9 protein-coding genes are annotated in these 12,051 nt (G+C 63.3%); 5 read left to right on the plus strand and 4 right to left on the minus strand.

Features of this window, described 5'->3' with window-relative positions; translation table 11 throughout:
* Positions 1–92 precede the first annotated feature (92 nt).
* Complete coding sequence (locus tag KW824_RS00990) at positions 93–1,667, plus strand: sensor domain-containing diguanylate cyclase (protein ID WP_218408616.1); 1,575 nt, start codon at positions 93–95, stop codon at positions 1,665–1,667.
* Positions 1,668–1,679: 12 nt separating this feature from the next.
* Here the strand turns inward: KW824_RS00990 and KW824_RS00995 are convergent, their stop codons facing one another.
* The 3 genes from KW824_RS00995 to fdhD all read right to left on the minus strand — a co-directional run bounded on the left by KW824_RS00995 (position 1,680) and on the right by fdhD (position 6,136).
* Entirely contained in the window at positions 1,680–2,807 is a 1,128-nt protein-coding gene (locus KW824_RS00995; protein WP_256351214.1) for a hypothetical protein, read from the minus strand.
* A 262-nt stretch (positions 2,808–3,069) separates the two neighbouring features.
* A complete protein-coding gene (locus tag KW824_RS01000; RefSeq protein ID WP_218408617.1) occupies positions 3,070–5,367 on the minus strand; it encodes an FdhF/YdeP family oxidoreductase in 2,298 nt (765 codons plus the stop codon).
* Positions 5,351–6,136, minus strand: coding sequence for a formate dehydrogenase accessory sulfurtransferase FdhD (gene fdhD, locus KW824_RS01005; RefSeq protein WP_218408618.1), 786 nt, complete (start codon positions 6,134–6,136; stop codon positions 5,351–5,353). The genes KW824_RS01000 and fdhD overlap by 17 nt, the downstream gene beginning before the upstream one ends.
* A gap of 159 nt (positions 6,137–6,295) precedes the next feature.
* Here fdhD and KW824_RS01010 point away from each other — a divergent pair, with 159 nt between their 5' ends.
* Positions 6,296–7,174, plus strand: a complete 879-nt coding sequence (locus KW824_RS01010) for a LysR family transcriptional regulator (protein WP_218408619.1) — start codon at positions 6,296–6,298, stop codon at positions 7,172–7,174.
* 62 nt (positions 7,175–7,236) lie between these two features.
* Here the strand turns inward: KW824_RS01010 and KW824_RS01015 are convergent, their stop codons facing one another.
* Positions 7,237–8,088 (minus strand): type 1 glutamine amidotransferase domain-containing protein, encoded by an 852-nt coding sequence (locus tag KW824_RS01015; RefSeq protein WP_218408620.1) that lies wholly within the window; start codon positions 8,086–8,088, stop codon positions 7,237–7,239.
* Between the two features lie 130 nt (positions 8,089–8,218).
* Here KW824_RS01015 and KW824_RS01020 point away from each other — a divergent pair, with 130 nt between their 5' ends.
* The 3 genes from KW824_RS01020 to KW824_RS01030 all read left to right on the plus strand — a co-directional run bounded on the left by KW824_RS01020 (position 8,219) and on the right by KW824_RS01030 (position 12,051).
* A complete protein-coding gene (locus KW824_RS01020; protein WP_218408621.1) occupies positions 8,219–9,133 on the plus strand; it encodes a LysR family transcriptional regulator in 915 nt (304 codons plus the stop codon).
* A 360-nt stretch (positions 9,134–9,493) separates the two neighbouring features.
* Positions 9,494–10,453 carry a galactofuranose ABC transporter, galactofuranose-binding protein YtfQ gene (gene ytfQ, locus KW824_RS01025; RefSeq protein WP_182785553.1) on the plus strand — a complete coding sequence of 320 codons (960 nt, stop codon included), beginning with the start codon at positions 9,494–9,496 and terminating at the stop codon, positions 10,451–10,453.
* Positions 10,454–10,542: 89 nt separating this feature from the next.
* The gene (locus KW824_RS01030; RefSeq protein ID WP_218408622.1) at positions 10,543–12,051 is read left to right on the plus strand and encodes a sugar ABC transporter ATP-binding protein; all 1,509 of its coding nucleotides are present in this window, start codon (positions 10,543–10,545) and stop codon (positions 12,049–12,051) included.

Raw genomic sequence — 12,051 nt, forward strand, 5'->3', positions numbered from 1 at the left:
CACATTAACGGTAGCTTTTGAGCGGGCAGCCCCCGTAAAATTGCACCATGGCCCCGGCGTTCGGCGCCAACCGACAAGGACTCGTTTCTCCAATGCTATCCCACTGGCTGCTGAGGTTTGATCTCCATCGCCTCATCCTGGCCCTGGCCGTGCTCGGCGTGCTGGCCACCTTCGGCAACAGCTTCTACGCCATCCATCAGGCACAGCGACAACTGCTGATCGACAGTACCCTGGAGGCCAACCGTGTCTATGCCGCCAAGCTCGCCGCCTCCGCCGACACCATGCTGAGCGCGGCCCAGGGGCAGCTTGCCTACAGCGCCACCCAGCTGGCGCCGCTGCTGCAGGCCAATGACGTCAAGGGATTGGAGCAGGAGGTGGCCCAGCTGCGCGAGCGTACCAACACCTTCAACTCGGTAGCCGTCGTGAACACCGAGTCCGTCGTCGTCGCCGTCTCCCCCGAGACCTTGAAGATCAAGGGGGCCAAGCTCACCTCCCGCAGCGCCCGCCAGAGTCTCGCCAGCCAGCAGCCACTCATCTCGGACCCTCTCGTTTCCCTCTCGGGCAACTACCTCATCAGCCTCTCCTACCCGGTGTTTTCGGCGGACAGGCGCTTTCTCGGCTTTGTCGCCGGCAGCATCTACCTGCAGTCTGCCAGCGTGCTTTCCAGCCTGCTGGGCCAGCACTACTACCAGGATGGCTCCTACCTCTACGTGGTCGACCGGCTGAAGACCCTGATCTATCACCCGGACCCCAAACGCATCGGCCAGAAGATAAGTGACAATGCGGTGGTGGACGAGGTACTGCAAGGGAAGCAAGGGGCACAAGCCGTGCTCAACACACGGGGAACAGAGATGCTGGCGGGCTTCGCCCCCGTGACCGGGGCTGGCTGGGGGGTGGTGGCCCAACGCCCCCGCAACGCCACCCTGGCCGGGCTGGATCAGCAGATGCTCGACATCCTGAAGGGGATGATCCCGGTCACCCTCTTCATCCTCTTCATCATCTGGCTCTCGGCCACCGTCATCTCCCGCCCCCTGCGGCAACTGGCCAACCGGGCAAGGTTGATGGATCAGCAGGAGGCGGCCTCCAACATCTCCAGCATCCGCGCCTGGTACTTCGAGGCGGCCCAGCTCAAGCAGGCCATCCTCAAGGGGCTGGGGCTGCTCAACACCAAGATCGACAAGCTGCACAACGACAGTCACACCGATCCCATGACGGGCCTCTTCAACCGGCGGGCGATGCAGCAGATGCTGGACGACTATCAGGCGCAGTCCCTGCCATTGGCGGTCATCGCCCTCGATATCGATCACTTCAAGACCATCAATGACCACTTCGGCCACGACGTCGGGGACGCCGTCATCGTCTCCCTGGCGACCCTGATGCAGCAGGACCTGCGCGCCGATGCCGCCCTGTGCCGCAGCGGTGGCGAGGAGTTCCTGTTACTGCTGCCCGGGGTCTCCGGGGTACAGGCAGAGCGGATCGCCGAGCGGCTGCGGATGACGGTGGAGAGCCACGAGATGGGGCAGGCCGGACGCATCACCATCTCCCTCGGGGTTGCCCACTGGCCGGGAGATGCCAGCGATCTCGGTGCCGTGCTCAAGCAGGCGGACAAGGCGCTCTATCAGGCCAAGCACAGAGGCAGAAACTGCGTGGTGGTGGCCGGCGCCTGACACAGCCCCGCATCAGAAGCTGTAGCCCATCTTCAGATAGATGCCCGCGTTGTCGTCCTTGCCCATGGCATACTCGAGGTTGGCGACTATGCCCGCCTCCGGCTTGAGCAGATACTGGATCCCAGCCCCCCAGGCGGGGTAGACGTTGTCGCGGTCGCCACAGTCGAGGGACTCCCCGTTCACGGCATCGCCGTACAGGCAGGCTACCCCGGCGAAGGCTGTGAGGGTCCAGCGTTCGGCAAGCTTGTAGCGCTCCTCCACCTCCACCGCCGACATGTGCTGGCCCAGATACTCCCCAGGGGTGTAGCCACGCAGGTAGATGGGGGAATAGGAGCCGCTCGGTGCGTTGTGGGAGAACTGGTTGCGATTGCGCCAGGCGAGCACATGGCCATCCCCGTGACTCCAGTAGCCCCGGTAGTCGACCCGGTAGATGTCAAAATCCGCTTCTCCCCCCAGTCCTTCCCGGTAGGCCAGGTTGTTGACGTTGAGGTACCAGCCCCGGGTCGCACTGAAGTCGCAGTCCCGGGAGTCGTGCTGTACCACCAGTCCCAACCCCCCCGAGGTGAAGCCCTCCAGCCCCAGCTCATCGAGGATCTGATCCGATTGCAGATCCTGTCCCTGTATCTCGTAGTTGGAGTACGCCGCCATGCCGCCGACGAACCAGTCCCCCTCCACCCGATAGAGGTAACGCAGGAAGGCGGAGCGGAAGTTGTCGTTGGTCTCGAGGGCATGGCCGGTGCCGAGGTAATCCTCGTAGCTGTTGTTGATGTCACCAAGAATGACGCCACCGACGATGCGGTGGTGATCCGCGCCGAACGACGTCTTGGCAAAGGCGCTGGTGATGAGGGATTCCGAGGTGGTGTACTTGCCGGACAGGGTAAACAGCGACGGGCGCGAGCCTTCATCGAACTGGTGCAGGTAACCCACCATCATGCCTGCCGCCGTGTCCAGCTTGGGGCTGGAGCTCAACAAGGGCACGAACAGCCAGGGAGAACGCTCGCCCTGCTTGGCCGCTCCCTTCGCCTCGCTGTCGTCCTGACGCGTTTGCGTCTCTACACCGGCGGGATCCGCCGCCATCGCGGGGCTGGCCGCCAGGGTGAGGACCAGGCCGGCCATCAGGGGGGAAATTGCATTGCGCATGTGTGATATCCGCACAGGATCGCGCACGGCAAACCGGCAGCGCGAGGCCACCCTGCCCGGCAGGCGCGTCGAGGTTCAGGTTGCCGGCCGCCACCTTGCATCGCGGGGCCGGGAGAGGGCCGCAGCATAGCGGCATCCCCCGCCCCCAGCCACCGCAAGATGGTGCGCCATACAATCGCCGTACAGCTTCGCCAAAGGATGGCGCCGGGCGAATACCGGACATGAAAAAACCCCTGCCTGGGCAGGGGGTCGGCGTAGTCGCTTACAGATTGACGGCGAGGCTGGCGGCCTGTGCCTGGCTTGGAGTCACCAGCACCGGCACCGACTTGGAGGTGGGGGTGAAGGAGCCCTCCCCTATGCTCTCTATGGCCACAAGGGGGTTGGTCTCCGGGTAGTAGGCGGCGATGTTGCCCCTGGGGATCTCGTAGAAGATGACGCTAAAGCCCCGCACCACCCGCTCGCGCCCGTCGTTGCAGATGGCGGTCATGTCCACCTGCTGCTCCTCGGCCAGCCCCAGGCGGCGGGCATCCTCCTCGTTCATGAAGACCACGTTGCGCCGCCCCTTGATGCCGCGGTAGCGGTCGTCCATGCCGTAGATGGTGGTGTTGTACTGATCGTGGGAGCGCAGGCTCTGGAGCAGCAGCACGGGCTGATCCTGCATCTGCTCCGCGTGGCTGGTGCACTCGGGCAGGATGGAATCCGGCAACCGGCTCGCCCGAAACTCGGCGCGCCCGCTCGCGGTATTCCAGCGCAGCAGGGCGGCACTGTTCTCCAGGTGGAAGCCGCAAGGCTCCTCGATGCGGCGGTTGAAGTCGTCAAAGCCGGAGATGGTCTCGGCGATGAGGTTGCGCAGCAGGGCGTAATCGTCCCGCAGAGCAAACCAGTCCACCCGATCGCTGCCGAGGGTCGCCTCGGCCATGCGCGCGACTATGTCGATCTCGGAGAGACAGAGCGGCGAGACCGGCTCGTTCATGCCGGTGGAGGCGTGCACCATGCTGAAGGTGTCTTCCACGGTGATCTTCTGCACCCCGGCGCGCTGGGTGTCGAGCTCGGTGCGGCCGAGGCAGGGCAGGATCAGGGCATCCTTGGAGACCATGAGGTGGCTGCGGTTGAGCTTGGTGCTGATCTGCACGTTGAGCTCGCTCCTTCGCATCGCCTCATAGGTGAAGTCGGTGTCCGGCGCCGCGGCCGCCAGGTTGCCCCCAAGGCAGATGAGCACCTTGCTCTTGCCGCCATGGAGGGCCTTGAGGGCCTCGTAGACGTTGTGCCCCGGCGTGCGCTTGAGGCCCACCGGGAAGCGGCGCTCCAGCCGGTCGATAAAGGCGGCGCTGGGTTTTTCGTTGATCCCCATGGTGCGGTTGCCCTGCACGTTGCTGTGCCCGCGCACCGGGCAGAGGCCGGCTCCCGGCTTGCCAATCTGGCCGCACATCAGGTGCAGGTTGACGATCTCGCGAATGGTGTCGACCGAGTGCTTGTGCTGGGTGATCCCCATGGCCCAGCAGCTGATCACACTCTCGCTCTGTGCGAAGATCTGCGCCGCCCGGGTGATCTCCTCGCGACCGAGCCCGGATTGCGCCTCGATCTGCGCCCACTCCGTGGCCTTCACCTGCGCCAGGTAGTCGTCAAAGTGCGCCGTGTGCTGCTCGATGAAGGCGAGATCGATGCGATCCCCCTGCTCCTCCAGGATGTATTTCGCCATGCCGCGAATGGCCGCCATGTCGCCACCAAGCTTTGGCGTGAGGTACTGGTGACTGATGCGGGTGGCCGCCGGGGTCAACAGCTCCGCTGGGCTCTGGGGGCTCGCGAAGCGCTCGAGGGCCACCTCTTTCAAGTTGTTGAAGGTGACTATCTGGCACCCCTGGCGCGCCGCCTTGCGCAGGGCGTTCATCATGCGCGGGTGGTTGGTGCCCGGGTTCTGGCCGAAGACGAAGATGGCTTTGGCGGCGTCGAAGTCATCGAGTACCACGGTGCCCTTGCCAATCCCGACGGACTGGATGAGCCCCACCCCGCTCGCCTCGTGGCACATGTTGGAGCAGTCCGGGAAGTTGTTGGTGCCATAGAGGCGGCCAAACAGCTGATAGAGGTAGGAGGCCTCGTTGCTGGCGCGTCCCGAGGTGTAGAACTCCACCTCGTCGGGGCTGGCCAGGCTGCTCAGCTTGTCTGCGATGAGGGCAAAGGCCTGGTCCCAGCTTATCGGCTCGTAGTGATCCGTGGCCGGGTTGTAGCGCAGGGGCTCGGTCAGGCGCCCCTGGTATTCGAGCCAGTAGTCGCTCTGGGTGGCGAGGCGGCGCACCGAATGCTCGGCAAAGAAGTCTGCCCCCACCGTCTTGCCGGTGGACTCCCAGGCCACCGCCTTGGCGCCGTTCTCGCAGAACTGGAAGGCCCCCTGCTTGTTGTCACCCCAGGCGCAGCCCGGGCAGTCGAAGCCGTCGGTCTGGTTGACCCGCAGCAGGTTCTTGATGTTCTGCCGGGTCTTCTGGCTCTGCAGCACCTGCTTGAAGGTGGACTGCAGGGAGGAAAAGCCGCCGGCCTTGGCCGGTTTTTCAATATGACGGGACATGGGGTTCTCCAACGTGATCCAGGGCGCGGGGGCTGGCATAGCAGACCGGGGCATCGGATCTGGGCACATGAATGAGGGTCAGGTTGTATTTCAGGGCCAGTCGCACCGCGAGCTGGCTGGGAGACGCAAGGCTGATGAGGTGGGCGGCGCCAAATTGCACCGCCTTGTGAATGAGTTCGCTGCCGCAGCGGCTGGTGATGATCAGGGTGGCGGCCTGCACGGGCTGGCGCAGTTGCATGCCGATAAGCTTGTCCAGGGCGTTGTGACGGCCTATGTCTTCCCGGCAGGCCAGGATCTCACCGCGATCATCCAGCGCCAGGGCTGCATGGAGCGCGCCGCTCTGGCGGGCCTTGTTCTGCCAGGGGGCGATGCGCTCGCGCAAGTCCCGCAAACGCGCGGGATCCAGGGGGGCGCCCGGGGTCAGGGGGGTGAGCTCGGGCAGCGCATGCTCGATGGCCTCCACTCCGCAGATGCCGCAGCCGCTCGCCCCGGCCAGGCGGCGCTTGCGTCTCCCCAGCGCCGCCAGACAGCGGTTGGCGATGGTGATGTCGAGCACCACCCCCTGCTCCGACGGGGTGCTCTGGATGTCGTGCACATCGTGGTTGCCCCCTATGATCCCCTCGCCAAACAGGAAGCCGATGGCGAAGTCGTCGAGATCGTCCGGGGTGGCCATCATGACGGCGTGGTTGATGCCATTGATGTTGACGGACACGGCCACCTCTTCCACCAGCTCATCCAGCCTGGGCAACCGTGAATTGAAAGGGTTCATGCGAGACGCTTATAAGCTGTATTCGGGCCTCAAGTTTAGATAAGTCGTTCCCCCAAAACCAATGAAACAAATCTATTCACCGATAGATAACCTCTATTGCTATGGCGATGTCGATTGATTAACTTTGTCGACCATCCTCCATGCCAAGCCCCTTCTTCGATGAACATCAAGCAGTTGCACTATTTCTACGAGCTGGCCCAGCACCGTCACTTCGCCAAGGCGGCCAAGGCCTGCTTCATCACCCAGCCGACCCTGTCCGCCAGCATCACGGCGCTGGAGAAATCCCTCGGCACCGAGCTGGTGGTGCGCAACAGCCAGTTCGTGGCGCTGACCCAGGCGGGGGAAGTGGTGCTGCGCCACGCCGAGCGCATGTTGCTGGAGCAGGACGCCATGCGCCAGGAGCTGAGCCTGTTTGGTGGCGCGCTATCTGGCACCCTGCGCATCGGCATGGTGCCCCAGTCGAGCATCGACATCATGCCGCTGCTCAAGCGCTTCAACGACGCCTTTCCCAACGTCCGCCTGCGCCTGTCGGTGATGACCCACGGCACCCTGCTCGAGCAGCTGGATCTGCACCAGACCGACATCGGCCTCGGCTTTGACGAGCTGCTCACCGAGCATCAGCGCCGCGCCCTCGAAGTGCAGTTGCGCCACCCCAACCCCATGGCGCTGCTGGGGCCCCTGCCCCCGCACCTCTCCCCGAGCCAGCCCCTGAGGCTGGCGGACTTGCAGGATCTGCCCCTGATCCTGCCGAGCGCCACCATGCAGTTTCGCCGCTATTTCGACGAGGCCGCCGCCCGCCAGCAGCTCAGCCTGCGGGTGGTGCTGGAGACAGACTCTTTGTTCCACCTGGCCAACGGGGTGAGCCACGGGCTGGGCTGCGCCGTGGTCAGTGCCGGTATCGCCGCCACCGCCCAGCAACTCTTCAGGCTGCCCTGCCACCCCTTGAGCGATGCGAGCGCCGGCACCATCGCCTTCATCACCCGCAAGCACAGCGTCACCCCCGCCATGAAGGCGTTTCTCGCCGAAGCCGGAGCATGAAAAGGCAGCCCACCCGGGGCTGCCTGAATATAGAGATCGAGAACCTGACGCCTCCCCTGGCGTCAGCGCGCCCCTTGCTGCTTGTCCAACGCCGCAATAAAGGCGCTCGCCAGGGCGTGATCGGAGAAGGGATTCTGACCTGTGATGAGTTCGCGATCGATCACCACACCGGGCTGCCAGGGGGCGACGAACTGCATCTTGCCACCCGCCCGGGCCATGGCCTGCGCCGGGTAGTAGCGCAGCTTGTCGCCCTTGAGCGAGCCTTCGAACACCGCCTCTTCCTCGTCGGAGAAGATGGTCATCTTGTAACCGTCGTAGATCCACTCCTTGGCGCCGTCCGCCTTGCCTGCGATGACCGACTGCTCGAACCCGGCCGGATCCCCCTGCGCCGCCAGCAGCGCGATGGGGCCGTGGCAGATGGCTGCCGTGGGCTTCTGACTTTCATGGAAGTGGCGCAGCAGGGTGCCCACCTCGGGATCCGTGGCGAGATCGATGAGAGGGGCGTGGCCGCCGGGGATGAACAGGCCGGCATAGCGCTCGGGACCAGCTTGCAACACCTCCTTCAGGGATTTCACCTTGCCGGGGGTGAGCAGGCCGTCCACCACAGATGCGATGCGTCCCATCTCCTGCTGGTTGCCAGCGAAGTATTGGGGGTCGATGGAACTCTTGTCGGCCTGGGGCCTGTTTCCTTTCGGGGTCACCAGAGTCAGGTCATAGCCCGCGTCCAGCAGGGCGGCGGCGGGCACTCCGAGCTCATTGAGGTAATAACCGGACGTCATTGTCTTGCCCGCTTTGAGCGGCAATGTGGTCTCGCTCGAGAGCAGGACCAGGACCTCTCCCCTGGGCGCCGCACTCGCCGCGGCCGAGGTTGCCAGCAGCAGTGACGCCAACAGGACCTTGAGGGTGTTCTTCATCTTGATACTCCTTGGAATGGACGGTGATCACTCAAACGGCAAGGGTGCCGCGCTGGATGAAGAATTTACTGATTACCTTGTGGCGAATAAACTGACGCCATTGAACTTGTTTATTTACATGGATGAACATATGTCCCGTGCCTTCGACCCCGTTCAGCTCGGCAGCATAGAGCTCTTTTGCAAGGCGGCCGAGCTTGGCAGCTTCACCGCCACGGCGCAGGTGCTGGGAGTGACGCCGGCCTCGGTGAGCCGCTCCATCCAGCGCATCGAAGCCAGGCTCGGCGTCAAACTCTTCAATCGCACCACCCGCAGCGTGCGCCTCACCCAGGACGGTGAGCTGTATCGGGCGCAATGCCAGCAGGCCCTCGATCAGATTGCCGAGGCCGAGCGGGCCCTCACCGGCCGCCAGCGTCACCCCAAGGGGCTGCTGCGAGTCAGCGTGGGCACCGTCTATGCCCACCATCGCCTGGTGCCCCTGCTGCCGGGCTTCATGGCCGCCTATCCCGAGATCGAGCTGGAGCTCAATGTCTCAAACAGAAACATCGACTTCGTGGAGGACGGTTACGATCTTGCCATTCGTCTGGGTGAACCGCGCGACTCCCGGGTGATCGCCCGCAAGCTGGAGGAGGCCAGCGTCGGGGTCTTCTGCTCTCCCGCCTATGCCGCTCGCCGCCCGCCACCGACCTCCCTGGCCGCACTGCACCAGCATGATCTGATCCAGTTCATCACCCCCAGCACGGGGCGCCCCTTCCCCTGGAGCTTCATCGATGAGAAGGGGCTGCCCATCGAGGTCAGTGTCCACAGTCGGCAGCGGGTACTGGAGGATGTACTGGCGGGTCTTGGCTGGGCGGTGGCTGGCGGGGGTCTGTTCCAGATCTACCATTTCGTGGCGGCAGAGGCGCTCCGCCAAGGCAAGCTGGTGGAAGTCATGGCGCCTTTTGCGGGGCGATCCCGCCCCTTCTACGCCCTCTATCCCCAGCACCGCCACCTCTCTGCCCGGGTGCGGGCCTTCGTGGATTACCTGCTGGCGGCGGTGCGCCCCTGAGACAAGGGCACCGCCTCACCGCCGGGGGCCAGGCCCCTTGCTCCTCTTCCCCGTGCACCCGTTGCGGGGTACATGGGCTGCGCGCGTCAACCCGGCGCACCGTCGGGTCCTTTCCCTATTGTGCATACCTGTGAACGCCGACTCTGGACACAATGGTTGCTGAAATAAATATGCAGATAAATCAACGCAGCCCTTGCCTGATATATGAACTTGTCTGCTGTTTGTATGAAGCATCATGCTGCTGAAAATTTTCTGTGAGCCATCTCCCGTCGTTAAACCCAAGAGCCTATACGCTTGACCCGTACCATTAAACCAGAGTCGCTTTGGTTTATTTCACCATGCATCACAAAGGAGTGTCACATGTATAAAAAAGTGAAACTGGCGGGCATTATCAGCACCCTTATTCTCTCTGCCTCTGCATATTCTGCCGAGATGACGGTGGGCTTCTCCCAGATAGGTTCTGAATCCGGCTGGCGGGCGGCGGAAACCTCGGTCGCCAAGAGCGAAGCACAAAAACGCGGCATCACCCTGAAAATTGCCGATGCCCAGCAGAAACAGGAGAACCAGATCAAGGCCATTCGCTCCTTCATTGCCCAGGGCGTCGATGCCATCTTTATTGCCCCCGTGGTACAGACCGGCTGGGATCCGGTATTGCAGGAGGCAAAAGAGGCAGAGATCCCGGTGTTCCTGCTGGATCGCAATATCACGGTGAAAGATGACGCCCTCTTCATGACGGGGGTCGCCGCAGACAGCGTCCACGAAGGGGCCGTGGCGGCCCAGTGGCTCATCAAGCAGCAGGATGGCAAGGCCTGCAATGTGGTGGAATTGCAAGGCACAGTGGGGGCCAGCGTGGCGCTGGATCGCAAGAAAGGCTTCCTCGATACGGTCGCGGCCGTGCCCACCATCAAGATCATCCGCACCCAGTCAGGGGACTTTACCCGCAGCAAGGGCAAGGAGGTGATGGAGAGCTTCATCAAGGCGGAGAATAACGGCAAGAATATTTGCGCCGTCTACGCCCACAACGACGACATGGCCATCGGTGCCATTCAGGCTATTAAAGAAGCCGGTCTGAAACCGGGCACGGATATCAAGATCATCTCCATCGATGGTGTGCCGGATATTTTCAAGGCGATGATGGCCGGTGAAGCCAATGCCTCGGTGGAATTGACGCCGAATATGGCAGGCCCCGCCTTCGATGCCCTGCTGGCGTATAAGAAAGATGGCACCCAGCCCCCCAAACTTATCAAGACGGAGTCTATTCTGTTCGAGCCAGAAAGTGCCGAGGCTCAGCTCGAGCTGAAAAAAGACATGGGTTATTAATGCCGCTCGCCCTCTGAGCCAGCCTGTTAAATAACACGCCATATCGGCAACGTTGCGATATGGCGCGTTATATCGGAGAGCCTATTTTCATGTCACAGAACAATCAGGATGTCCTGTTGAACGCCCGCGGGATCTGCAAGACCTTTCCCGGGGTGCGTGCCCTGCACCAGGTGGACTTCTCCCTACGTCGGGGAGAGATCATGGCGCTGCTCGGCGAGAACGGTGCCGGCAAATCCACCCTGGTCAAGACCCTCACCGGCGTCTATCAGCCCGACGGGGGCCGTATCGAACTCGATGGCGTCCCCATCTCCCCGACAGATACCGCCCATGCCCAGCGCCTGGGGATAGGCACCGTCTATCAGGAGGTCAACCTGCTGCCGAACATGTCGGTGGCTGACAACCTCTTCATCGGCCACGAACCCCGCCGCTTCGGCCTCATCGATCGAGCCGCCATGACCCGGCAGGCCCAGGCCATCATGACGGGATACGGCTTCGAGATGGATGTCACACTGCCCCTGGGTCACCATTCGGTCGCCATGCAGCAGATAGTGGCCATTGCCCGGGCCATCTCCCTGTCCGCCAGGATCCTGATCCTCGATGAACCCACCGCGAGTCTGGATGCCAGCGAGGTGCAGATGCTCTTCTCCCTGATGGGGAACCTGAGGGACCAGGGGGTGAGCCTCATCTTCATCACCCATTTTCTCGATCAGGTCTACGCCATCAGCGATCGCATCACTGTGCTGCGCAACGGCGAGCTGGTCGGTACCCGCGATACCGCCGCGCTGCCGCAACTGGATCTGGTCAAGATGATGCTGGGGCGCGAGCTGGACGACAATGCCCTCAAGCGGGCCGGCAAGACGCTGCGCAGCAATCAGCCCATGGTGTCGTTCAGGGACTATGGCAAGCGCGGGGTCATCGCCCCGTTCAGTCTCGACGTCATGCCTGGGGAGATAGTGGGTCTCGCCGGCCTGCTCGGGTCGGGTCGCACCGAAACCGCCGAGCTGATGTTCGGTATAGTGGCAAGGGATGGCGGCGAGTGTCGGGTGCGGGGCAAGCCGGTGACCATCCGCAGTGCGCGTCAGGCCGCCGCCCATGGCTTTGGCTTTTGCCCGGAGGACCGCAAGAACGCCGGCATCATCGCCTCGGCCTCGGTGCGCGAGAACATGGTACTTGCCCTGCAAGCCCAGCGGGGCTGGCTGCGCCCTCTGCCCCGCAAGGAGCAGGACGAGATCGCCGCCCGCCTTATCGAGCAGCTGGCGATCAAGACCCCGGGGCCGGAGCAGCCCATCCAGTTCCTGTCAGGGGGTAACCAGCAGAAGGTGTTGCTGGCCCGCTGGCTGCTGACCAAGCCGCAGTTCCTGATCCTGGACGAGCCAACCCGGGGCATCGATGTGGGAGCCCACGCCGAGATCATCCGGCTCATCGAATCCCTTTGCGCCAACGGGCTGGCCCTGCTGGTCATCTCCTCGGAGCTCGAGGAGCTGGTGGGTTATGCCGACCGGGTGATCGTCCTGCGCGACAGGAAACAGGTGGCAGAGCTTGCGACGGACGCCCTCAGCGTCCCTGCCATCATGAACGCCATTGCATGCGAGGCCTGA

The organism is Aeromonas sp. sif0611 (genome assembly GCF_019218845.1).
Lineage (GTDB): Bacteria > Pseudomonadota > Gammaproteobacteria > Enterobacterales > Aeromonadaceae > Aeromonas > Aeromonas media.

What these genes read in the sequence shown, in the direction of transcription:
- fdhD (WP_218408618.1), bottom strand. Translation starts at nt 6,136, where the DNA reads ATGAACCCTTTCAATTCACGGTTGCCCAGGCTGGATGAGCTGGTGGAA.
- KW824_RS01010 (WP_218408619.1), top strand. Translation starts at nt 6,296, where the DNA reads ATGAACATCAAGCAGTTGCACTATTTCTACGAGCTGGCCCAGCACCGT.
- KW824_RS01020 (WP_218408621.1), top strand. Translation starts at nt 8,219, where the DNA reads ATGTCCCGTGCCTTCGACCCCGTTCAGCTCGGCAGCATAGAGCTCTTT.
- KW824_RS01000 (WP_218408617.1), bottom strand. Translation starts at nt 5,367, where the DNA reads ATGTCCCGTCATATTGAAAAACCGGCCAAGGCCGGCGGCTTTTCCTCC.
- KW824_RS00990 (WP_218408616.1), top strand. Translation starts at nt 93, where the DNA reads ATGCTATCCCACTGGCTGCTGAGGTTTGATCTCCATCGCCTCATCCTG.
- ytfQ (WP_182785553.1), top strand. Translation starts at nt 9,494, where the DNA reads ATGTATAAAAAAGTGAAACTGGCGGGCATTATCAGCACCCTTATTCTC.
- KW824_RS00995 (WP_256351214.1), bottom strand. Translation starts at nt 2,807, where the DNA reads ATGCGCAATGCAATTTCCCCCCTGATGGCCGGCCTGGTCCTCACCCTG.
- KW824_RS01030 (WP_218408622.1), top strand. Translation starts at nt 10,543, where the DNA reads ATGTCACAGAACAATCAGGATGTCCTGTTGAACGCCCGCGGGATCTGC.
- KW824_RS01015 (WP_218408620.1), bottom strand. Translation starts at nt 8,088, where the DNA reads ATGAAGAACACCCTCAAGGTCCTGTTGGCGTCACTGCTGCTGGCAACC.